The organism is Tenacibaculum gallaicum (assembly GCF_003387615.1).
Classification (GTDB): Bacteria; Bacteroidota; Bacteroidia; order Flavobacteriales; family Flavobacteriaceae; genus Polaribacter; species Polaribacter gallaicus.
This window is the reverse complement of record NZ_QUNS01000001.1, coordinates 202,739-225,744: the sequence shown is the minus strand read 5'-3', so window position 1 is coordinate 225,744 and position 23,006 is coordinate 202,739. Positions and strand designations below refer to the sequence as shown.

The window sequence follows — 23,006 nt, the reverse complement described above, 5'->3', positions numbered from 1 at the left end:
TTTTCGATACAAAATCTTAAAAACATATGAAATACATAATGACAAGTACGTCATTATGTAGGTTTTAAAAAAATTAACTTTGTATGTAGTTACGTCAATAATACTAATTCTAAAGCTATTTGAAACCGGGGGGCTTTGAGTATGATTTTAAGGTTAGAGTTTGGCGTAACTTTTTAAAAAAAGCATTGAATTTTGCTGGTCTTTTTTTAATTGAGAAATTAAGCCAGAAACAGAATCGAACTTTTGTTCATCTCTTAAGTAGTAAATTAGTTCAATAGTTAACTCTTTACCATACAGGTTTTGGTTAAAATTGAAATAATGTACTTCAATTGTTTGGTGTTTACCATCAACGGTTGGTCGATTACCAATATTCATCATTCCATAAACAGCAGTATTATCAATAATAGATTTTACTATATAAACACCTGTTTTAGGAATTAATTTGTAATCTTCACGTATGTCAATGTTTGCTGTAGGAAACCCTATTTTTCCGCCTAACTGTTTTCCGTTTACAACTTTTCCAGTAAGAGAAAAGTTATATCCTAAATAATTATTAGCAGTTTTTAAATGTCCATTAGCAAGTGCTTTTCTAATTTTTGTAGAGCTAACGGATACTTCATCAATATCTTGAGCAGGAATTTCTTCAACTATAAAATCATATAAGTGAGAATACTCTGTTAATTGCTCAATATTACCTTCTCTATTTTTTCCAAAATGATGATCGTAGCCAATAATAAGTTTAGAAATGTTTAGTTGATTTACTAAAATGTCACGGACAAAATCTAAAGCGGTTAGTCTTGAAAACTCTCTACTAAAAGGATGAATGATTAAATAATCTAATCCTAATTTTTCAAGGTGTTGCGCTCTTTCATTTATAGTATTTATTAGTTTTATGGAAACATCTTTTTGTAGCACCATTCTTGGGTGAGGAAAAAATGTTAGCAAGACGGATTTTTTATTGCTAGCCCTTGCTTCACTAACCAGTTTCTCTATAATTTTTTGATGCCCAATATGTACTCCATCAAACGTACCAATGGTTACCATTGTTTTTTGAGAAGGAGTAAGGTCAAAAATAGAATGTATAATTTCCAAGGCTACTAATAAATTTAGGCAAAAATACAATTTGTATAAGATGATAAATAATAAATTAATAAATAAAAGCTAAAATTAGTTTTTGGTAAGTTTTTCTCTTTATAATTGGTATAATTACAAAAAAACAGGGTAAATATTTCGCAAATGAAAAAAAATTGTATTTTGCACTACAGTTAACAAATTATTTTACATTATGATGAAAAAACTATTACTTGTTGCATTTGTGCTATTTGGTACAGCAATGATGGTTGCTCAAACTACCTTTACAGGTACGGTTAATGATGCTTCCCTTGGAGGACCATTACCAGGAGCAAACATTAAAGTTTCGAGAAAAGCAGTAGGAACATCTACTGATTTTGATGGTAAGTTTACAATGACGGTAACAGATATCCCACCGTTTACCATTGAAATTTCTTCTTTAGGGTATCAAACAAAAAAAGTTGAAATAACAAAAAACAACCAAGTCGTTGAGGTTAGCTTAACGGAAAACGCAACATCTTTAGATGAAGTAGTTGTATCAGCTTCAAGAACTCCAGAACGTGTTATGGAATCACCAGTAACAATTGAACGTTTTGACTCTAGAGCGATTAAAAATACAGCTTCAGCTTCATATTATGATGGGTTAGAAAACTTAAAAGGAGTTGATGTAAACTCAGGGGGGTTAACTTTTAAAACAGTTAATACACGTGGTTTTGCGACTTTTGGGAATGAGCGTTTTGTTCAGTTAGTGGATGGGATGGATAATGCTTCACCTGCATTAAACTTCGCAATTGGAAACCTTTTAGGTATTTCTGAAGTAGATGTGAAAAGTGTTGAGATTTTACCAGGAGCAGCTTCTGCTTTATATGGAGCCAATGCATTTAATGGTATTATGTTAATGCGTAGTGAGAACCCATTTAATGAGCAGGGTATTAGTGTTGGTTTAAAAGCAGGCTTAACAAGCCAAGAAGCAGCAGGAGATAATGGTTATTATGATGCTACGATTAAAATGGCACATGCTTTTGATGATTATTTTGCTGTTAAAGCTAGTTTTTCATATTTAAAAGGTGAAGAGTGGCATGCAACTGATTATAGAAATACAACAGGTATTGGTGGAAGCTATATTCCAGGTATGAGTCATGCTGATGACCCAAATTATGATGGAGCTAATGTATATGGAGATGAAGTATCGGTTGATTTAGGTGGAGCTGTAGGAAAGGTAAGTAGAACAGGGTATAGAGAAGTAGACTTAATGTCTAACGAAGCTAAAAGTGTAAAATTTAATGGAGCTATACATTATCGCCCATTAGGAAATGATCGTGTTGAAATTATTTGGAACTCTAAATACGGTACTGGTAACACGATTTATCAAGGACAAAACCGTTATAATTTAGCGAACTTCTTTATGGAACAACATAAATTAGAAGTAAGAGGTAAAAACTTCTTTGTTAGAGGATATTATGCAGGTGAAGATGCAGGAGACTCTTACGATACTCGTTTTGCTGCAATAAATATGAATGGTAAATGGAAACCTAACAGTGTTTGGTTTCAGGAATATGCAGGAGCTTACTTAATGCATGGTTCTCATGCAATCGCTAGACAAGTAGCTGATATAGGAAGACCAGAACCAGGTTCAGCAGAGTTTACAAGATTATTTAATGAGGTAACAGCTGATCCAGACTTGATGACAGGGTCTAAATTTAGAGATAATACAAGTTATTACCATGCTGATGCAAACTTGAATTTACGTGATTATATTGATTGGGCAGAAGTTCAAGTAGGAGGTTCTTACAGACAGTACAAGCTTAATTCTTTTGGAACTATTTATACCGATAGTGATGGGCCTATTAAATATGGAGAGTATGGAATGTACACTCAGATTCAAAAGAAAATGATGGATGATCGTTTAAAGTTTACTGGATCTTTACGTTATGACAAATCAGATAATTTTGACGGAAACGTTACACCAAGAATTTCACTAGCCTATGCAGCAGGAGAGAACAAGAATCATAACTTTAGAGCATCTTTTCAAACTGGTTTCCGTAATCCAACTACGCAAGATCAATACATCGGATTAGCTACTGGTGCAGGATTCATTTTAGGAACAGCTCCAGATAATATTGGACGTTTTTCAGCTAATGCAGAGACAACAACAGGAAGCTTTGTTTTAACAGGTCAAGATGTGTTTGATAGAGGGTATTCTGCTAGTTCTATAGCAAATGGAAACCCTACGTTAGCAACAACAGACCTTGTAGAACCAGAAAAAGTAAAATCTTTTGAAGTTGGGTATCGTGCAGCAGTTCCGTTAGGAGAAAATAAACTATCTATTGATTTTAGCACGTATTATAACATGTACTCTGACTTTATTTCTAACAAAGATGTGGTTGTATTGGTAGATCCAAATATACCAGTAACTGTGAATAACTTAACCAATAGAGACTTAGTAAGAACATTTAGTGTAAAAACGAATTCAACAGTTGATGTAGATTCTTATGGGCTAGGTTTAGGGTTAAACACAAAGATATTTAATGGATTTGATGTTGGACTAAATTATACATGGTCTAAATTTGATTTTGATCAAGCTGCTGATCCTGATTTTGAAGCTGGGTTTAATACACCCGAGCACAAAGTTAAAATGCAGTTTGGACACCCTAATTTGTTTGAAAACTTTGGGTTCAATATTAGTGCTCGTTGGCAAGATGAGTTTTACTGGCAGTCTACCTTCTTAGAAGGAACTGTAGAAGAAAGAACTGTTCTTGATGCTCAAGTTAATTATTCAGTACCTTCAATTAAATCAGTGTTTAAAGTAGGAGGGTCTAATTTAACAGGAAAAGAATATTTAAGTGCACCTGGAGTGGGAGCTGTAGGTTCTCAGTACTATATTTCTTGGACTATCAACAACTAAAAAAGAAACAATGAAAAATACAATTAAATATACTTTTTTGTCTGCATTATTTTTAGGTTTTACTGCCTGTGATGTAGACAATACACTAACAGAAATTAAAAGCGAAGCAGAAAATAGTGTAGCACTTCAGGCTGGAAGTGCAGACTTTTCTAATTATGTTTCAATAGGAGCATCTTTTACTGCCGGTTTTACTGACGGAGCTTTGTTTAAAGCAGGGCAGCAGTACTCTTTTCCGAATACTTTAGCAAGTAAATTTGCTTTAGTTGGAGGAGGAGAATTTGTACAACCATTAATGAATGATAATATAGGAGGACTAGTATTAGGAGGAAATATAATACAAGAGCCAAGGTTTTATTTTAATGGCTCAGGACCAGCACGTTTAGATGAAACACCAACAACAAATGCAGCTACATCTATTGCAACTGCAACTGGTTTTAATAATATAGGATTACCAGGAGCTAAAAGCTTTCACTTAACATTTGCAGGATACGGGATGCTAAATCCGTATTTTGGAAGAATGACAACAAATCCAGCAGCAGCAACTGTTATAGGAGATGCAGTTGCAAAAGCACCTACGTTTTTTACGTTGTCTGAAATTGGAGGGAATGATGTGTTAGGTTATGCTGTATCAGGAGGTACAGGTGTTAATCAATCTCCTACAGACACTAATCCTACAGGAAATTTAGATCCAAGTACTTATGGAGCAAATGATATAACAAATCCATTAGTTTTTAATAATGTTTTTAACGGTATAATTAGTGCTTTAGAAGCTACAGGAGCTAAAGGAGTAGTAGCAAACTTACCTTACATTACAAGCTTACCACATTTTACTACTGTACCATATGCACCATTAGATCCATCTAATGCAGAGTTTGGGGCTCAAATACCTTTGTTAAATACAGTGTATGGAGCAATTAACCAAATTTATGTAGGTGCTGGTGAACCTGAGAGAGCGATTGTTTTTTCTGAAACAGGGGCTAGTCCAGTAGTGGTAGAAGACGAAAAAGCAACTGATTTAACAAATGCAATAACAACCAATTTAAGTGCGAGTCCAACTTTTGTTCCTTTTGTTGAATCTCTAGGGTTACCAGCAGCAGCAGCTCCATTGGTAGCTCAATTATTAGGAAAGCAATATGGGAAAGCTAGATCGGCAACAGAAAATGACTTATTAGTATTGCCAAGTAGTGCTGTCATAGGAAAAGTTAACAATGCAGCGGCAGCAGATTTAATAGCTCAAAGTGGCGGGTTGTTACCAGCTACTTTAGCAGGTCAGTTTTCAGCTGAAGGAGTAACATTACCTTTAGAAGATAAGTGGGTATTAACTCCGGAAGAACAAGTAGAAATTAAAACTGCGACTGACGCGTATAATGAGACTATTAAAACAGTTGCTGAGGCGAAAGGATACGCTTTTGTAGATTTTAACGCAATTTTACAAGAAGCTTCTACGAGTGGTTTAGAGTTTGGAAGGTACAATATGAATACAAGCTTAATTACTGGTGGTTTAATTGGTTTAGATGGAATTCATTTAACATCAAGAGGATATGCATTAATGGCAAACAAAATGTTAGGAGCGATTGATGTAACTTATGGTTCTAATTTTACAGAAGGTAAAAATGGTTTAGCAAAACCAGACGATTATCCAACAAACTATTCACCTACTTTACAGTAGTAGGCTGTATATAAAAGTTAAAAAGCTGAAGATTAATCTTCAGCTTTTTTTTGGTCTTTATCAGAGTTCATAACATACTTTTTATACTTACCATCTTTATATCTATAGTAAATAAATAAAGGCATTAATATAAATGACATGTATAAAACACCTAGGCCCATTACTACTTGTGCTTTAGGGTGCTCTGTGTTTAAAAGGTAAGCTCCTGCTATCATCCAAAGTAAAAAGATGATGAATAATATTTTAAGTACAGTTTTCATCTGTTTTCTGTTTTATCGGTTAGTTAAAACTCTTACTTGATATTAAGATTTGTATGTAAAGTTATTTACTATTGCAAAAATAAAAATCCTAAACAGTTACGTTTAGGATTCTTGCTTTATTTTGTCGTTTTAAGATTTATGCTTCCATTTTTTGTAACCAAGAACGTACATCTACCTCTTGTTTAATAATGTTGCTTAATTCTTTTATTTTAACACGTTTTTGTTCCATAGTGTCTCTATGACGAATGGTAACAGTATTGTCTTCTAAAGTATCATGATCTACTGTAATACAGAAAGGTGTACCAACAGCATCTTGACGACGATATCTTCTTCCAACAGCATCTTTTTCATCATACACAACATTAAAGTCCCATTTTAAATCGTCAACAATTTTACGAGCGATTTCTGGTAAACCATCTTTTTTAACTAATGGTAAAATAGCGGCTTTCGTTGGTGCTAAAACGGCAGGTAATTTTAAAACAGTCCTTGTTGAACCATTTTCTAGCTCTTCTTCTTGTAAAGAGTTAGAAAAAACGGCTAAGAACATTCTGTCTAAACCAATTGATGTTTCAATTACATAAGGTACATAGCTGGTGTTATCTTCGTGATCGAAGTATTGTAGTTTTTTACCAGAAAACTTTTCATGCTGACTTAAATCGAAATCAGTACGAGAATGAATTCCTTCCAATTCTTTAAACCCAAAAGGAAACTTAAATTCAATATCGGCAGCTGCATCAGCATAGTGAGCTAATTTATCATGATCATGGAAACGGTAGTTTTCTTTTCCTATTCCTAAAGACATATGCCATTTTAAACGGGTTTCTTTCCACTTTTCGTACCATTCTTTTTGAGTGCCTGGTTTTACAAAAAATTGCATTTCCATTTGCTCAAACTCTCGTTGTCTAAATATAAATTGGCGCGCAACTATCTCATTACGAAAAGCTTTACCAGTTTGTGCAATTCCGAAAGGAATTTTCATACGCCCAGTTTTTTGTACGTTTAAAAAGTTTACAAAAATACCTTGTGCTGTTTCAGGACGTAAATATACTTGTGTTGAACTGTCGGCTGAAGCTCCCAATTGGGTTCCAAACATTAAGTTAAATTGCTTAACCTCTGTCCAGTTTTTAGAACCAGAAACAGGACATGTAATACCTAAGTCTATAATTAAATTCCTAAATCCTTCTAAATCGTTTTCTTCTTGAACTCTTGTAAGTTCAGCTGTTATTTCATCAATTTGTTTTTGACGTCTTAAAACGTTTGGATTTGTGCTTCTAAATTCATCTTCATTAAAAGCTTCACCAAAACGCTTTTTTGCTTTGGTTATATCTTTTTGAATTTTTTCATTGATTTTTTCTCTGTAATCTTCAACTAAAACATCAGCTCTGTAACGCTTTTTAGAGTCTTTGTTGTCAATTAAAGGATCGTTGAAAGCATCAACGTGGCCTGAGGCTTTCCAAGTAGTTGGGTGCATTAGTATTGATGCATCAATACCTACAATGTTTTCGTGCATTTGCACCATTGCTTTCCACCAATAATCACGAATATTTTTCTTTAATTCTACTCCGTTTTGAGCATAATCATACACCGCGCTTAAACCATCATAAATTTCAGATGATTGGAATACATAACCATATTCTTTTGCGTGCGATAATACTTTTTTAAATTGATCTTCTTGTTTTGCCATGTTGCAAAAATAAAATAAGGATTTAAACTATGGCTATGGAAAAAGAAAAAAGTGAAGAATTAATTAAACTCTTCACTTTTTATTCACATTTAATATCTATTAGTGTTGTTTATCTCAGTTTTATAGTGGCATTTCCAGAGTAAACACCATCAACAAAAGCACTAATTACATACTTTCCTTTTTTAATATTATCTCTATTTACCAACACTAAAGATACAAGACTTAAACGGTTGTTACTATAGCTAACCTCGAGAGAGTCTGTATATTGAACTTTTTGCCCGTTTTTTAAGTCAGTTTTTCCTTTAGGGGCAACTACATTTTTATTTTCATCAGCAATTTGAATATATACGCGTTTTTCACCAGCTGTAGTTATTGGGTTTTCTAACAAGTCGAAATTAATTCTAAACGCATCAGTTCTGCTAGACCTACTTGTAGATGTTAGCTTTCCACTACTACGTTCTTTCATCGCAACTGCTTTTACAGGACTTGTTTTAATAACTCCGCCAATAGCTACTTTAGCTTCTAACTCTTTGTTTTTTTCTGTCAAAGTCTCATTTACACTATCTTTTTGCTGCAAAATTTCGTTAGCTATAACATTTTCTTGGGTTAAAGCATCATTAGCACTATTTAAAGAGTCTATTTGTATGAAAAGCTTTTTGTTTTCACGCTCTAAACTTGCAATTCTACTTCGGTATTTTCTTATAAGTCCAAAGTTGTCAGATTTTAAGTCTTTTATTGAGTCTCTCAAACTTTTCATTTTTATTAACTCTACTTCTAACCTGTCAGCTAAACGTTTTTTACCAACAACAACATCAGTATAGTCTTTAATCATTTCATCGAGATCTTGCTGTAATTCGGCTTTTTCTTCTAAGAAAATATTTTGAAGATTTTTATTTTCATTTGATTTTTGAAACGAGTAATAAAACAGGAAAAGAGATAAGATAATTAGTACTAAAATTAAAACATTTTTGGTTTTTTGTTGATTCATAGTTAAGGGGATTGATTGTATTAAGTTATTTATTAATTTTAAGGGGTGTTTTACTTTAATGCTAGGGATTTATTACCAGCTTGAATACCGTTAACAAATGTATTTATATGGTATATTCCTGCGTTAATTTTACTATTTATATTCACAAAAGAAATCATAGATAGTTGTTCATTGTTATACTCAGCAATTAAAACATCACTACACCATATCTTTTTATTGTTTTGCAAACTTACTTTTTTATAAGGAGCAATGACCTTTTTGTTAGTATCCATTACTTGAATATAAACTTCTTTAGAGCCAGAGGATACTACTTTGTTTTCTAGTAAATCAAATTCTATTTTAAAGGCACTTACTCTATTAGATCTAGTTGTTGAGGTGAATTTTCCATTTCTTTTCTTTTTCATAGCTTCTGCCTTTATAGTAGAGATTTCAATTATTTCAGCAGTAGCTATTTTTTTCTTTAGGTCGTGTTTTTCCTTGCTTAAGAAACGATTTAAGTTAGCAAGTTTTGCATTTTGTTTTTCCTTTACTAATAAAGCTTCTTTAACACTATCATTTTTTGAAATTAATTCATTGTTAATTGTATTAAGACGATTTATTTGAGTGAAAAGTTTTTCGTTTTCTTCAATAAGTATTCCTGTTCTTTTTCTATAATATCTGATAAACTTATAGTCTACTTCTTTTAAGTTTTTAACAGAATCTCTAAGTTGAATTACTTTATGTAGCTCATCTTTTAACCTTAAAGAATACTTACTTTTTTTATAACTAGCCTCTTCATAATCTTCAATTATGTTTGTTAGCTCACTTTCTAGCTCTTTTTTTTCTAGCTCAAAAACAGCTTTAAGTTCAGAGTAGTCTTTAGCGTTTTCATAAGATAAAAATCCAATAACAAGTATTAGTAAAATTAAAAAAGCAATGAAGCTATTGTTTTTTGTTTTTGAGGCAGGCATCATTTTAAGAGTTATAATGAACGATTGTGCTCCGTGCTAATATACTATTTATTTTTTAACACATTTATAAATAAAAGCAGGAGGGAAGTTTAAAGGTTCGAAGCTCAAGTAGATAGCATTACCAAAAACTTCTTTTAGTTTTTTGTAGTAAGTTAAGCTGTATTGATATTGAATAAACAGTCCAGCGGTAGTTAAAAAACTATGGCTTTTTGTCAAGATAGAATGTGATATTTCTTTTGGGATAATAGTTAAAGGTAAGCTAGAAACTATATAGTCTGCTTTTGAATATCCTAACTTTTCTATTTCAAATTTAATATCTTCGGCAGAAGCTTTTAGAACAATTAATTGTTGATGCTTTATTTTTTTCAATTCATTATAAAAAGCCTCATTTATTTCAAAACAGATTAACACAGTGTTGGGCTGAAGTTTTTTTAAAATATATTGTGTTATAGCTCCATTTCCAGGACCTAGCTCAACAATAACTTCTGCTGTTTTAAAATCAATTTCTTTTAGCATCTTATTTGCCAAGTATCTAGAACTTGGCACAACTGTACCTGATGTTTTATAGTTTTTTACGGCTTCTTTGAAAAAATTAAACTTTTTACTCAAAATATGACTTCTGTTGTTTTTTGTATCTTTCTGTTAAAAAAGGCCTGTAAAGATGCGATTTTTAAAAGAGATATTCTATTTATTTTATCCCAATTTATGTGTAAATTGTGAAATAACGTTGTTACAAAATGAGAAATTCTTGTGCACTATTTGTAAAAACGACTTACCAATTATAGACGATAATAAGCACACAAATGTTACATTAATGTCAAATTTTTATGGAAAAGTACCAGTACGGGCGATACGTTCTTTTCTTTTTTATAAAAAAAAAGGAATTACCCAAAAGCTTATTCATCAATTAAAATATAAAAATCAACCAGAACTAGGAATTTTCATAGCTGATTGGTTTGGTGAGCAGTTAAAATCATCAACTACTTTTGTTGATGTGGATTATATAATTCCAGTGCCATTACATTCAAAAAAACTAAAAAAAAGAGGCTACAATCAAGTAACGGAATTTGGCGAAAGATTAAGTGATATTTTGTGTGTTCAGTATAAGCCGAATATTCTTATCAGAACCTCCATAACTAAAACACAAACGTTAAAACAACGATTTGAACGGTTTTCTAATGGTAAAACAAAATTTAAAATTCTTGATACCACATTTTTTGAAAACAAACATGTTTTACTTATTGATGATGTCATTACCACAGGGGCAACATTAGAAGCTTGTGCAAATGAACTCTTAAAAACAAAAAACATCACAATAAGTGTTGCTACAATAGCGTATACACAAAAAGACTAATACGATTCCATCTTAATTTACTACTTTTGAAAATGGATTTAAAACCATCAATTTGTGAGAAATAAACACTTTATTTTAGTAACTCTTTTTGCTTTTGTAATAAGTAGTTGTGCGCGCAAAGGACGACCAGAAGGAGGTCCAAAGGATGAAACCGCACCAATAATGGTTACTGCAACTCCTCCTTATGAAACTATTCATTTTGATGATGATAACATTCGTATTTATTTTGATGAATATATTGTTTTAAAAGACTTACAAAAGCAGTTGGTAGTTTCTCCACCAATGAAAAATCCACCATTAATTACACCGCAAGGAACACCAAGTAAGTATATTAATATTAAGATATTAGACACACTACAACCAAACACAACTTATACTTTCAATTTCGGAAATGCAGTACAAGACAATAATGAAAACAACAAATTAGAGAGTTTTAAATATGTGTTTTCAACAGGAGATTATATTGATTCTTTAAAAATTAAAGGGAAAGTAGCTGATGCTTTTGATAAAAAAGAGGTGAAAGAAGTTAGTGTTTTACTGTATAAACTAGATAGTACATACAACGACACTATTATTTTTAAACAAAAACCAAATTATGTAACAAGTACGTTAGATTCCACAAATTTTGAGTTTAGTAATTTGCGTGAAGGGAAATATTTAATGCTAGCTTTAAAAGAACCTTCGAACGATTATATTTTTAACAGTAGAACAGATAAAATAGGTTTTGTAGTAGATACAATTACGTTGCCTCAAGATACTATAATTAACAAACCTATTCGCTTTTTTAAAGAAGTTCAACCGTATGAATTTAAGAGAGGAAAAGAGGTAACAAAAGGAAGAATCCAATTTGGATTTGAAGGGAGGCAGGAAGATATGAATATTGAACTGTTATCTGAAGTTCCAGAAGACTTCAAATCATTTACTCAGTTTGAAAAAGATAAAGACACACTTAATTATTGGCATACACCTATAGAAAGAGATTCATTGAATTTTATAGTAAACAATCAGAATTTTAAAGATACTATAATGGTGCGTTTACGAAAAAAGAAGATAGATTCTTTATCTGTGTCATCAAGTGTGAGTGGAGTCTTGAACCTAAAAGACACGATGTTTATTCAAACCAACAATCCAATTGTTTATTTTGATAAATCAAAGTTTTCATTGATTGATAAAGATACTGTTGATGTACCTTTTGAGTTAAAAAAACAGTCGATTAACAAATTAGCAGTATTGTTTGAAAAGAAGCCTAAATACGGGTATATTTTTAAAGGGTTGCCACAAGGAATAACGGATGTTTTTGAAACTACAAACGATACGTTAGATTATAAATTTACAACACGAACAGTAGAAGACTATGGAAGTATTGTATTAGAGGTTAAAAACGAAACAGAATCTCCAGTTATTATTGAGCTATTAAGTCAAGATAAGATTGTAGAAAAACGATACATCACTTCTTCTAAAAAAATAGAATTTACCCTATTAGAACCTAAAGAATATAGTGTTAGAGCAATAGTTGATGAAAATAATAACCGTATGTGGGATACTGGAGATTTCTTATTAAGAAAACAGCCAGAGCAAATCATTTATTTAGATAAAGAGTTTAAGCTAAGAGCTAACTGGATACAAAACGAAACGTTTGTAATTGAATAAATAATATTATTTTAAAAAAGGTAATAAACCTAATAAAGAACAACTGGTTTCTTTATTAGGTTTTTATCATTATACAGACCTAGCTTTTTTGAAAAGAGACTAGCGATTATTTATAAAAGTTCTTCACAATAAAAGCCATGATGTTGTAATGCTTTTAAGACAGCATTTGCTTTAACGATTTGAGTTTCGATTCGAAGAATATTATCGCAATCCTCTAGGTCAAAATTCCAGCGATCGTTTTTAGCAATCAAACGGTTTAATGTGGGTTGAACAATTTTAATCTCCTTGTTTTTTGTGATTGATGTTTTAAATACTAAAACTGTTTTCATTTTAAATGAATTTTGATTAACGCTCATAAAAAAATGGGGGTTCAATACCTAAAGCGCGTAAATAAACATACCCTTGTCCTCGGTGGTGGATTTCATTATCAATAAAATAGAATATTGAAGACCAAATTGTGCCCTCATATTGACCAAATATTTTAATGTTTTGTTGAAATTGATTAGGTTTTACCTGTGCCCAATAGGTATTTATTTCATCGGTAGCTTCATCCCAAAGTTCAAGAATTTTTGCTTTTTTGTTACCGTGATCTACTTCTTCAATTAACTCTTGGATTTTCCCAGTAGCAATTTCTTTAATACCTGGACCTGCTATACCTAAAAGTTCCATAACCATATCGGCAAAAGTGCGCATGCCACCTATAGAATAGTTAAAAAAGGCTTCTTCAGGAAAAGCTTCAATAGCTCTACGAGTCAAACCTCGGTGTCCTTGCCAATGTGTTAATAATTCAGAAGGTGTAATTACTTGTTCTAATACAGTGTTTGTTGTGGTTTCCATAATTGTAAAATTTATTATTTGAACCAAAATTAATATGGGGTAGTGACAGCTTTATGTCAGTAGGAAAAAATAAATTTTAAAAGTGTCTATTGACAAGCGGTTGTCACTTGATGTATGTTTATTTGTATATACTAAGAAGTAGAATCATTATGTTGAAGCTAAAATTTAAAAAATACTTCAGCCTGAAATCCTATCTTTGGGAAATATGTTATAGCATTATGAGTTTAGATACGGTAAAACGTTTTGATAGAATTGTAGCCATCCTAATTCAGTTACAGTCTAAGCGTATTGTGAAAGCACAAGAGTTAGCTGATAGGTTTCAAGTAAGTTTACGTACTGTTTATCGTGATATACGAACGCTTGAAGCATCGGGTGTGCCTATTATAAGTGAAGCGGGGGTAGGTTATTCTATTATGGAAGGGTACCGTTTGCCTCCTGTTATGTTTACGAGAGAAGAAGTAGGAAGTTTTGTGGCTGCCGAAAAACTGATGCAAAAGTTTGTAGATAAATCGTTAGGGAACTACTACGAATCTGCTATGATGAAATTAAAGTCAGTGTTGCGCGGTCGTGAAAAAGATTGGATTTCTGCTTTAGAATCGCAAATATTGGTTGATCCTACAAATAAATTATTCAACGATAGTTTACCAAATGCACTTGAAACATTGTTTGAAAGCATTGCTGAAAAAAGACAGGTATTTTTAAAATATCAAGCGTTAAATAGAGAAACACCCTCTGAGCGTTTTGTAGAACCTGTAGGTATTTATCACGAATCAGGATTTTGGTATGTATTGGCTTTTTGTCATTTAAGAAGCGATTATAGACAATTTAGAACCGATAGAATGCTGGCTATAAAATCAACTCACCATAATTTTACTAGAGAGCATAGTACGTTAGATGAATACCGAAACCAATATCAAAACACACCAAAAACAAAAGTTGTTATTTCTGTTGATAAAAGTGTGGTACGATATATAAACAATAGTAAAATGCAACACGGTTTTGTATCTGAAAAAGTGATAGGAAACCAAGTAGAAATGACATTTATGACATCGTATCTTGAACACGGTTTCTCAAGATGGTACATTGTATTTTCAGATTACGCCAAAATAATTGAACCCGAAAGTTTAAAACTTCAGGTAAAAGAGATTTTAGAAAAGGCAATCATGAAACTTTAATGCGCTTCTAACCAATTAACTCCCGTATCAACCTCAACATCTAACGGAACAATCATTTTAAAAGCATTTTCCATTTCTTGCTTAATGATAGGTTTAATAATGTCTAGTTCATCTTTATGAGCATCAAAAACTAATTCATCATGTACCTGTAGTAACATTTTCGACTTAAAATTTTCTTGTTCAAATCGCTTATAAATGTTAATCATGGCAAGCTTGATTATATCAGCAGCAGAACCCTGAATAGGTGCGTTTACAGCATTTCTTTCCGCAGCGCCGCGAACAATAGCATTACGAGAATTGATGTCTTTTAAATAACGGCGACGACTTAAAACAGTTTCTACATATCCATGTTCACGAGCAAAATCTACCTGCTTAGACATATAATTTCTTAGTTTCGGATAGGTTTTATAGTAGGTGTCAATTAATTCTTTGGCTTCTTTTCGAGACAAATCGGTTTGGTTACTTAATCCGAAAGCAGAAACCCCATAAATAATTCCAAAGTTTACCGTTTTAGCATTGCCACGTTGCTCACGAGTTACCTCTTCAATGGGAACGTTGAATACTTTTGCAGCGGTAGAAGCATGAATATCTTCACCATCTTTAAAAGCTTTAATCATCGTTTCTTCTTCGCTTAATGCAGCAATAATTCGTAGTTCAATCTGACTGTAATCCGCTGCTAACAATACATAGTTTTCGTCCCTTGGAATAAATGCTTTACGTACTTCCTGTCCACGTTTTGTACGAATAGGAATGTTTTGTAAGTTCGGATTGTTAGAACTCAAACGCCCTGTAGCAGCAACTGCTTGTGCATACACGGTATGCACTCTTCCTGTTTTTGGGTTAACTTCATTCGGAAGCGCATCAACGTAGGTGCTTTGTAGTTTTTTATACTGACGATATTCTAAAATATCTGCCACAATTTGATGATCTTTTGCTAAATACGAAAGCACATCTTCTGCTGTAGAATATTGACCTGTTTTAGTCTTCTTAGGTTTGTCAACCAGTTTCAACTTGTCAAATAAAATAGGGCCTAATTGTTTTGGTGATGCAATGTTAAACTCTTCACCAGCTTGCTCGTATATGTTTTGCTCAAGTTGTGAAATGTCTTTAAACAATGCTCCTGAAAGAATTTTTAAGAAGTCGACATCTAAATTAATACCTTCAATCTCCATGGCTGTTAATACAGAAACTAGTGGCGTTTCTACTTCGTTGAATAGTTTGGTAACGTTACCATTTTCAAGCTCTTTAGAAAAGTGCTCTTTTAACTGATAAGTAATATCAGCATCCTCAACGGCATACTCGGTTTGTTTGGGTAACTCAACTTGTCGCATAGAAAGTTGATTTTTGCCTTTTTTACCTATGAGCTCTGTAATAGAAACAGGTTGATAGTTTAGATAGGTTTCAGCAAGTATATCCATGTTATGACGCATATCTGGATTGATAAGGTAATGCGCAATCATGGTGTCAAACAATTTTCCCTTTACAGGCATGTTATAGTTTGAAAGTACTTTAATATCGTATTTTAAATTATGACCGATTTTTTCAATGGTTTCGGCTTCAAAAAATGGACGAAATTCTTCTAAAATAGTTGTGGTTTCCTCTTGATTTTCTGGAAATGAAACATAATATCCTTTACCTGTTTCCCAAGAAAAAGCAATTCCAATCAATTCAACCTCTAAAGCTTTTAATCCAGTAGTTTCCGTATCAAAACATACTGAATTTTGTTGCATTAGTTTTTCTAATAACAATTTTCTTGAAAGAGGTGTATCTACTAATTGATAGAAATGATTAGTGTTTTCAATGGTTTTAAAGCCGTTGATATTGTTTTCTTCTGAAGTATTTCCACCACCAGGAGCAGCAAATAAATCAAACTGACCAGCTGTACTAGCCTTTGTTGTTTTTGGTTTTTCTGCTGTAGTAGTGCTTTCTTCCGAAGGGGTAAATGTTTTTAAGAAGTTCTCCGTTAAACGACGGAACTCTAACTCGGTAAAAATCTCTTTGGTAGCATCAATGTTAGGTTGCTCAAAAATTAATTTATCTAGCTCTAATTCAACAGGAACATCTAGCATAATAGTTGCTAGTTTTTTAGAAAGTAACCCTAATTCTTGGTTAGCTTCTACCTTTTCTTTCATTTTTCCTTTTAGCTCATGAATGTTTTCAAACAAACCTTCCATACTTCCGTATGCAGCAAGAAATTTTTTAGCTGTTTTTTCACCAACACCTGGTAAACCTGGAATATTATCAACAGCATCTCCCATCATTCCTAAAAAGTCAATTACTTGCAATGGGTCTTCAACACCAAATTTTGCTTTAACTTCTTCAACACCCCATTTTTCATATCCATTTCCCATACGAGGTGGGCGATACATAAAAATATGATCAGAAACTAGTTGGGCAAAATCTTTATCAGGTGTTACCATATAGGTGTGTAATCCCTCTTTCTCGGCTTTTTTAGCCAGCGTACCAATAATATCATCGGCTTCGTATCCTTCTTTTACAATGGCAGGAATGTTCATGGCTCCTAATATTTTTTCAATATAAGGTACTGCTAAACGAATAGCTTCAGGAGTTTCTTGTCGGTTGGCTTTATAATTTTCAAAAGCTTCAACACGATCAACACTTCCGCCTTTGTCAAAACACACAGCTAAATAATCTGGCTTTTCACGTTTTATTACATCCAGTAAAGAGTTCGTAAAACCCATAATTGCTGAGGTATCTAATCCTTTAGAATTGATGCGTGGATTTTTAATAAAAGCGTAATATCCTCTAAAAATTAAAGCGTATGCGTCGAGTAAAAAAAGTCGTTTTTGATTTGCCATGTTGTCTCTTAAGCCTATTGAAATAAAATGTTGATGCCGATTTGTTTACATAAAAAAGCAGAAAACAAATGTTCCTATCAACTCTGGAGGTAAAGCTACAAAACTTTAACAAGATGTTAAAAATCAATTTTAAGAATCGCAGTATCTTTGTTTCTCCTTAAAAATGAAACAGATGTCTCGTTGGTTAGTAACAGTTATTATAATATCAGCAATAATTATTGTGTTTGAAGCATATGCTTTTCAGGCAATAAAAACACTTACTAAAATAAAAATTATTCGTTATGGGTGGTTGTTAATAGGGTTGTTGGCATATGTGAACTTTTTTTATGTGATGTTTACTTACGATAGAAGTCATGGTCAAACAAGAGAATTTCAATGGGCGGTGGGCATGCTTTTGCTTGTTTTAGTTCCTAAAGTGGTAATTTTCATATTAATGTTTGGAGAAGATGTTGTAAGATGGTTTCAAAAAGGAATCTCATTTTTATCTAAAGAAGAAACTAAAGATTTAGTAGGTAGAAGAACTTTTCTGTCAAAACTTGCTCTTGGGTTGGCAGCATTACCGTTTGCAAGTTTACTATATGGTATTTTTAAAGGGAAATATAACTACAAGGTGTTGAAGTATCAGTTAAGTTTTAAAGACTTGCCTGAGGCTTTTGATGGCTTTACAATATCTCATATTACCGATATTCATTCAGGGAGTTTTGATAATAAAGAAAAGATTAAATATGGAGTAGATTTAATTAATGAACAGGAATCTGATATGATTTTATTTACAGGTGACATCGTTAATAATTTTGCTCATGAAATGAATGATTGGGTGTCAATGTTTTCGGAATTAAAAGCCCCAATGGGGAAATACTCGATATTAGGAAACCATGATTATGGTGATTATTCTGATTGGAAAACACCAGAAGATAAAATAGCAAATTTTCAGGCAGTAAAAGAGATTCATCCAAAAATAGGATTTGAGTTATTGTTGAATGAAAATCGATATATAGAAAAAGACGGAGAAAGAATTGCTTTAGTAGGTGTAGAAAATTGGGGTAAAGGATTTAATAAAGCAGGAGATTTACAATTAGCTTCTAAAGGAGTACAACAAGAGGATTTTAAAATTTTATTATCTCATGACCCAAGTCATTGGGAATATAAAGTAAAGCAAGATGATTTTAATTATCAACTTACCTTAAGTGGACATACACATGGTTTACAGTTTGGAATTGAAATTCCTGGCTGGATTAAATGGAGCCCTTCAAAATATGTGTATAAGCAATGGGCAGGATTGTATAAAGAGTTTGATAGATACATTAATGTAAATAGAGGATTTGGCTACCATGCTTTTCCTGGTAGAGTAGGGATTTGGCCAGAAATTACTGTAATTGAGTTAAAAAAAGCTTGATTTTCAGTATTTTTAAGATTTTCATAATAATTACCTAACAAAAAATTAGTAATTTTAGGCTCTTTACTGATAAAACTTATGCAAAAAATGACAAAGTTTGGTGAAATAATAAGTATTAATAAGCCTGTATTGATTGATTTTTATGCAGACTGGAGTGAGCTTGAGCCTAGCTTAGATACACTTCGTGACGTAGCTGCTGCGTTAGGAGATAAAGCCAAAGTAATTAAAATAGACATTAAAAAGAACGAAATTCTTGCCGATGCTTTGCGTGTTAAAGGGAATCCAACTTTTATGATTTATAAGGATGGAGAGATGAAGTGGCGTCAAACAGGTGAGCAAGATGCTAACACGCTGATAGGGTTAGTTCAGCAGTTTGTTTAAGAAATTGTTGTAAACTCGTAACCTTGTTGCGAAAATTCTTTTAAAACTTTAGGTAATACATAATACAATTTGCCACTAGCTTTTATACTGTCGTGAAAAACGATGATACTCCCGTTCTGTACGTTATTTACTACATTTTGCAAGCATTTTTCTTTAGAAATAGTCGAGTCAAAATCTGCAGATAAAACATCCCACATAATAATTTTATAGCCACTCGCAAGAAGTTGTTTGGCTTGTTTTCTTTTTATCTTTCCGTATGGAGGACGAAATAGTTTTATTTTTTGATGTGGTAACAAGCTTTCACATTTATTGGTGTTTTCAATATAGGTTTTATTGCTACTTTTCCAGCCGTTTAAGTGATTAAAAGTATGATTCCCTACCGAGTGCCCTTCGTTAATAATTCTTGAAAAAACAGCGGGGTGTTTTCCGATATTATCACCAATACAAAAAAAGGTAGCTTTTGCGTTGAAATTATGTAGTTGGTCTAGCACAAATTCAGTAACCTCAGGAATGGGTCCATCGTCAAAAGTGAGGTAAATTTCCTTTTTATCGGTAAAAAAACACCACGTATACTTAGCGAATAAACGTTTAAGTATACGTGGTGTTTTTATAAAATAGAACCTCATTAAATTAAGGCTTAATAGTATCGAGTTCTAGAGGCAATTCAGGTTCGTCTTCAGGCATTAGACGCTCAAATAAACGTGCATGAGTTAGATAATCTTCAAAAAACTTTTTACCGAAGTCTTCGTCTTTATCGTATCGAGTAATTTGCTGAACTAAGTTTTGATACATGTATAAAGCTGTTTCTAAATTATCAATAATTAAACCAATATCCTCAGTTTTAAAGGTATCGTAATAGACGAGTTTTTGTTGAAAAATATCAGCCAAAGTTTCAGCAGTCTCTCTAGCTTTATTAATGTCACCAATACGATAATACAATTCTGGATACCCTAAAGAGAAATTGTAGTGATCAAAATCTTTGATAGGCATTTTGTGTAACGATAAATCTAATACATCTTTCGCTTTTACAGAATCTCCTTTTTGTAAGAATTCTTCTGATAAACGAATTAAGTTATTGCGTAATGAAATTGCATTACGCTTACTTTGCTCATCCAAGTATATTTCACCATTATTAATGGTTTTCCAATCCCATTTTTTAACATTAGCATACATTTTTCCAGGGTCGATACGTCCCATGTCAAAAATTGTTCGTCCTTTATTAGATGTTTTAATAGGTACTAGTTTATAAGCCATTCCATCTAACTGTAGGTAATCTTTTAACCAAATGTATTCTTCATCTGCATTTGCACCACCAGTGAAATAAATAGGTCGCTTCCAGTCGAAATTATTTAAAATATCTAGCATTAAAAGTCTTGCTTTTGATAAACCTCTATCATCAACAGTAATGTCAATATAATCTACCATTTTATCAGCATCTTTTTGGGCTACTAAACCAGATTTTAACGCATTTTCTTTGTTAACAGGAATACGAATTTTGTTAGTTGGATAAAATTTTTCCTTAGCCCCATCACCAGCGTCTAAATAAGTAGCATCGTTATCACTAGCTATCCAACGCATAAAATCTTTTATGTTAAGTAAAGAATCCTTTAACTGTGGAAGTGGGTAGTAGTATGCCATATCTAAAGTTCCGTACTTATATTGGTCGTGTGTTAACTGTGACGGAATAGGATCGGCTGCATACGTTTTCTTTTTCATTTGATCGATATACCAATCTGTTTGAAAAAGACTTGTATTTACAATTTTAATATCTCTACGTACACCTTCAACTTGTTGCATGTACCAAAGAGGAAAAGTATCGTTATCTCCAATAGTAAATATAATAGCGTTCGGATCACAACTTTCTAAATACGTTTGTGCATTTAGTTGTGCCAAATAACGGTCAGATCTATCATGATCATCCCAGTTTTGGAAGCCCATTAAAGTAGGAACAGCTAGTAATGAAACTACTGAAACAGCAATGGCAACTACTTTTTTACTGGCATATTTTTTAAAGTAATCGTATAAAGCAAATACACCAAAACCAATCCAAATAGCAAACACGTAAAACGAACCAACTACAGCATAATCACGTTCACGAGGTTCAAACGGTTTAGGGTTGGTGTAAAATATAATAGCTAATCCTGTGAATAAAAAGAACAGTGTTAACACATAAAAATTCTTCTTATCTCTATTGAGTTGGTATAACAAACCAATAAGGCCTAAAATAAAAGGTAAAAAGAAGTAGGTGTTACGACCTTTGTTGTTTTTAACATCATCAGGTAACTTTTGTTGAGAGCCTAATCGAGCTTCATCAATAAAATCAATACCGCTTAACCAATTTCCGTTTTCAACATCTAGATGTCCTTGAATATCGTTTTGACGTCCCACAAAGTTCCACATAAAATAACGTCCGTACATATATCCAAATTGAAAGTCAACCATGAATTTTATGTTCTCTAAAAATGTTGGGCGTCTTTTGCTTCGAGCAGGAATACCAGCAATACTTTTGTATTGTTGTTCGGAAGCAGGATTTACCATACGAGGAATAAATCCTTTATGTTTACTAGAAAAATTAGGAAGTACGTTTTTGTATTTGTTTACAATAACGTATTTACCGTCTTTCTTTTCGTATTTAGGTTTATCGTCTTTATAAGGTTTTTCTACATCTTGTTCTCTATCGTGTGCAAAAGAATAGTAGTTGTCATAAAAAACATTAGAGTCACCGTATTGTTCACGATTATAGTAAGCTAATAATTCACGTGCACTTGATGGGTTATTCTCATTAATAATGGTATCGGCATTTGCACGAATTGGTAACATTAACCAAGACGAGAATCCAACCATGATAAATAATACAGAAAGCACTAAGGTATTAGCTATAACCAAGTTTTTTTTACGCGTGTACTTTAACCCGTAAACGAACAACCCTATTAAAACAATTCCAGCAATGATGGTTCCTGAGTTATAAGGCAAGCCTACTTGGTTAATAAAGAATAGCTCAGCAACACTAAAGAATTTTAAAGTAAAAGGGAATAAAAATTTAAACACAAAAGCTAAAACAAGTATGGCAATTAGGGTTGCAATTGCCGTTGTTTTTATGTTGATGTCTTTATACGTTTTAAAGAAATATACCAAAACGATAGAAGGAATTACTAATAAAGATAGTATGTGAACTCCAAAAGATAGTCCAACTACAAAACTGATTAATACCAGCCATTTATTACCTCTTGGGGTGTCTAATTCACTTTCCCAGCGTAATCCTAACCAAAATAGAACAGCCATTAAGAAAGAAGACATGGCATATACTTCTCCTTCTACAGCACTAAACCAAAAACTATCAGAAAAAGTATAAGCTAAAGCACCTACTAATCCACTTCCTAATACAGCAATAGCTTCATTGTTACCTAGCTTTCCATTTTTTACAGCCATTTTTCTGGCTAAATTGGTAATCGTCCAAAACATGAAAAGAATGGTGAAAGCACTTGCAAGCCCTGACATAAAGTTGACCATTTTTGCCAACTGACTAGGATCGCTAGTAAACATAGCGAAAAAAGCACCTAACATTTGAAATAAAGGAGCCCCTGGTGGGTGTCCAACCTCTAAATTTACAGCAGTAGCAATGTATTCTCCACAATCCCATGAACTTACTGTAGGCTCAAGAGTTAAGGTATAGGTAATTAACGCTACGGCAAACGAAACCCACCCTAAAATGATGTTCCACTTTTTATAGTTAAACTCAGTCATAGTTTTTTATCTAGATATAAAGTACGAATGTATTAATTACTTATGATTTTTTACTGAAAACAAAAATATAATTTTGATGAATTCTGTGGCATAACCACCTATTTAAAGTTCTGTTAAATGAAA

18 protein-coding genes are annotated in these 23,006 nt (G+C 32.6%); 7 read left to right on the top strand and 11 right to left on the bottom strand.

Annotated features, from left to right (window positions below; translation table 11 throughout):
• Positions 1-153: 153 nt before the first annotated feature.
• Positions 154-1,092, bottom strand: a complete 939-nt coding sequence (locus C7448_RS01090) for a bifunctional riboflavin kinase/FAD synthetase (RefSeq protein WP_115899519.1) — start codon at positions 1,090-1,092, stop codon at positions 154-156.
• Positions 1,093-1,285: 193 nt separating this feature from the next.
• Here C7448_RS01090 and C7448_RS01085 point away from each other — a divergent pair, with 193 nt between their 5' ends.
• Positions 1,286-3,976 carry a TonB-dependent receptor gene (locus tag C7448_RS01085; RefSeq protein ID WP_115899518.1) on the top strand — a complete coding sequence of 897 codons (2,691 nt, stop codon included), beginning with the start codon at positions 1,286-1,288 and terminating at the stop codon, positions 3,974-3,976.
• A 10-nt stretch (positions 3,977-3,986) separates the two neighbouring features.
• On the top strand, positions 3,987-5,645 hold the full coding sequence (locus C7448_RS01080) for an SGNH/GDSL hydrolase family protein (protein WP_115899517.1): 1,659 nt from the start codon (positions 3,987-3,989) through the stop codon (positions 5,643-5,645).
• Positions 5,646-5,677: 32 nt separating this feature from the next.
• On the opposite strand, the gene C7448_RS01075 is transcribed toward C7448_RS01080, so the two are convergent.
• The 5 genes from C7448_RS01075 to C7448_RS01055 form a co-directional block, all read right to left on the bottom strand.
• Positions 5,678-5,905, bottom strand: coding sequence for a hypothetical protein (locus C7448_RS01075; RefSeq protein ID WP_115899516.1), 228 nt, complete (start codon positions 5,903-5,905; stop codon positions 5,678-5,680).
• 136 nt (positions 5,906-6,041) lie between these two features.
• Positions 6,042-7,589 carry a glycine--tRNA ligase gene (locus tag C7448_RS01070; RefSeq protein ID WP_115899515.1) on the bottom strand — a complete coding sequence of 516 codons (1,548 nt, stop codon included), beginning with the start codon at positions 7,587-7,589 and terminating at the stop codon, positions 6,042-6,044.
• A 109-nt stretch (positions 7,590-7,698) separates the two neighbouring features.
• Entirely contained in the window at positions 7,699-8,577 is an 879-nt protein-coding gene (locus C7448_RS01065) for a hypothetical protein (RefSeq protein WP_115899514.1), read from the bottom strand.
• Positions 8,578-8,627: 50 nt separating this feature from the next.
• Positions 8,628-9,530, bottom strand: a complete 903-nt coding sequence (locus tag C7448_RS01060; RefSeq protein ID WP_115899513.1) for a hypothetical protein — start codon at positions 9,528-9,530, stop codon at positions 8,628-8,630.
• A 45-nt stretch (positions 9,531-9,575) separates the two neighbouring features.
• A complete protein-coding gene (locus C7448_RS01055; RefSeq protein WP_115899512.1) occupies positions 9,576-10,136 on the bottom strand; it encodes a class I SAM-dependent methyltransferase in 561 nt (186 codons plus the stop codon).
• A gap of 205 nt (positions 10,137-10,341) precedes the next feature.
• On the opposite strand from C7448_RS01055, the gene C7448_RS01050 reads away from it, so the two are divergent.
• Entirely contained in the window at positions 10,342-10,881 is a 540-nt protein-coding gene (locus C7448_RS01050; protein WP_245939405.1) for a ComF family protein, read from the top strand.
• A gap of 54 nt (positions 10,882-10,935) precedes the next feature.
• The gene (locus C7448_RS01045; RefSeq protein ID WP_115899510.1) at positions 10,936-12,531 is read left to right on the top strand and encodes an Ig-like domain-containing protein; all 1,596 of its coding nucleotides are present in this window, start codon (positions 10,936-10,938) and stop codon (positions 12,529-12,531) included.
• Between the two features lie 110 nt (positions 12,532-12,641).
• Here the strand turns inward: C7448_RS01045 and C7448_RS01040 are convergent, their stop codons facing one another.
• Together C7448_RS01040 and C7448_RS01035 are read right to left on the bottom strand one after the other, a co-directional pair.
• On the bottom strand, positions 12,642-12,860 hold the full coding sequence (locus tag C7448_RS01040; RefSeq protein ID WP_115900105.1) for a hypothetical protein: 219 nt from the start codon (positions 12,858-12,860) through the stop codon (positions 12,642-12,644).
• Positions 12,861-12,876: 16 nt separating this feature from the next.
• Positions 12,877-13,368 carry a DinB family protein gene (locus tag C7448_RS01035; protein WP_115899509.1) on the bottom strand — a complete coding sequence of 164 codons (492 nt, stop codon included), beginning with the start codon at positions 13,366-13,368 and terminating at the stop codon, positions 12,877-12,879.
• Between the two features lie 218 nt (positions 13,369-13,586).
• Here C7448_RS01035 and C7448_RS01030 point away from each other — a divergent pair, with 218 nt between their 5' ends.
• On the top strand, positions 13,587-14,543 hold the full coding sequence (locus C7448_RS01030) for a helix-turn-helix transcriptional regulator (RefSeq protein WP_115899508.1): 957 nt from the start codon (positions 13,587-13,589) through the stop codon (positions 14,541-14,543).
• On the opposite strand, the gene polA is transcribed toward C7448_RS01030, so the two are convergent.
• A complete protein-coding gene (gene polA, locus C7448_RS01025; protein ID WP_115899507.1) occupies positions 14,540-17,362 on the bottom strand; it encodes a DNA polymerase I in 2,823 nt (940 codons plus the stop codon). The genes C7448_RS01030 and polA overlap by 4 nt on opposite strands.
• Before the next feature lie 172 nt (positions 17,363-17,534).
• Between polA and C7448_RS01020 the strand changes: the two genes are divergently transcribed.
• Positions 17,535-18,758 carry a metallophosphoesterase gene (locus tag C7448_RS01020; protein ID WP_115899506.1) on the top strand — a complete coding sequence of 408 codons (1,224 nt, stop codon included), beginning with the start codon at positions 17,535-17,537 and terminating at the stop codon, positions 18,756-18,758.
• An 87-nt stretch (positions 18,759-18,845) separates the two neighbouring features.
• A complete protein-coding gene (locus C7448_RS01015; RefSeq protein WP_115899505.1) occupies positions 18,846-19,139 on the top strand; it encodes a thioredoxin family protein in 294 nt (97 codons plus the stop codon).
• Here C7448_RS01015 and C7448_RS01010 read toward each other — a convergent pair.
• Both C7448_RS01010 and C7448_RS01005 read right to left on the bottom strand, forming a co-directional pair.
• On the bottom strand, positions 19,136-19,765 hold the full coding sequence (locus tag C7448_RS01010; protein ID WP_115899504.1) for a polysaccharide deacetylase family protein: 630 nt from the start codon (positions 19,763-19,765) through the stop codon (positions 19,136-19,138). The genes C7448_RS01015 and C7448_RS01010 overlap by 4 nt on opposite strands.
• Before the next feature lie 4 nt (positions 19,766-19,769).
• Entirely contained in the window at positions 19,770-22,883 is a 3,114-nt protein-coding gene (locus tag C7448_RS01005; protein ID WP_115899503.1) for a DUF2723 domain-containing protein, read from the bottom strand.
• Positions 22,884-23,006 lie beyond the last annotated feature (123 nt).

Excerpts from the sequence above, each read along its gene's own strand:
- C7448_RS01085 (WP_115899518.1), top strand. The coding sequence starts at position 1,286 with ATGATGAAAAAACTATTACTTGTTGCATTTGTGCTATTTGGTACAGCA.
- C7448_RS01080 (WP_115899517.1), top strand. The coding sequence starts at position 3,987 with ATGAAAAATACAATTAAATATACTTTTTTGTCTGCATTATTTTTAGGT.
- C7448_RS01075 (WP_115899516.1), bottom strand. The coding sequence starts at position 5,905 with ATGAAAACTGTACTTAAAATATTATTCATCATCTTTTTACTTTGGATG.
- C7448_RS01070 (WP_115899515.1), bottom strand. The coding sequence starts at position 7,589 with ATGGCAAAACAAGAAGATCAATTTAAAAAAGTATTATCGCACGCAAAA.
- C7448_RS01065 (WP_115899514.1), bottom strand. The coding sequence starts at position 8,577 with ATGAATCAACAAAAAACCAAAAATGTTTTAATTTTAGTACTAATTATC.
- C7448_RS01060 (WP_115899513.1), bottom strand. The coding sequence starts at position 9,530 with ATGATGCCTGCCTCAAAAACAAAAAACAATAGCTTCATTGCTTTTTTA.
- C7448_RS01050 (WP_245939405.1), top strand. The coding sequence starts at position 10,342 with ATGTCAAATTTTTATGGAAAAGTACCAGTACGGGCGATACGTTCTTTT.
- C7448_RS01040 (WP_115900105.1), bottom strand. The coding sequence starts at position 12,860 with ATGAAAACAGTTTTAGTATTTAAAACATCAATCACAAAAAACAAGGAG.
- C7448_RS01035 (WP_115899509.1), bottom strand. The coding sequence starts at position 13,368 with ATGGAAACCACAACAAACACTGTATTAGAACAAGTAATTACACCTTCT.
- C7448_RS01030 (WP_115899508.1), top strand. The coding sequence starts at position 13,587 with ATGAGTTTAGATACGGTAAAACGTTTTGATAGAATTGTAGCCATCCTA.
- polA (WP_115899507.1), bottom strand. The coding sequence starts at position 17,362 with ATGGCAAATCAAAAACGACTTTTTTTACTCGACGCATACGCTTTAATT.
- C7448_RS01020 (WP_115899506.1), top strand. The coding sequence starts at position 17,535 with ATGTCTCGTTGGTTAGTAACAGTTATTATAATATCAGCAATAATTATT.
- C7448_RS01015 (WP_115899505.1), top strand. The coding sequence starts at position 18,846 with ATGACAAAGTTTGGTGAAATAATAAGTATTAATAAGCCTGTATTGATT.
- C7448_RS01010 (WP_115899504.1), bottom strand. The coding sequence starts at position 19,765 with ATGAGGTTCTATTTTATAAAAACACCACGTATACTTAAACGTTTATTC.
- C7448_RS01005 (WP_115899503.1), bottom strand. The coding sequence starts at position 22,883 with ATGACTGAGTTTAACTATAAAAAGTGGAACATCATTTTAGGGTGGGTT.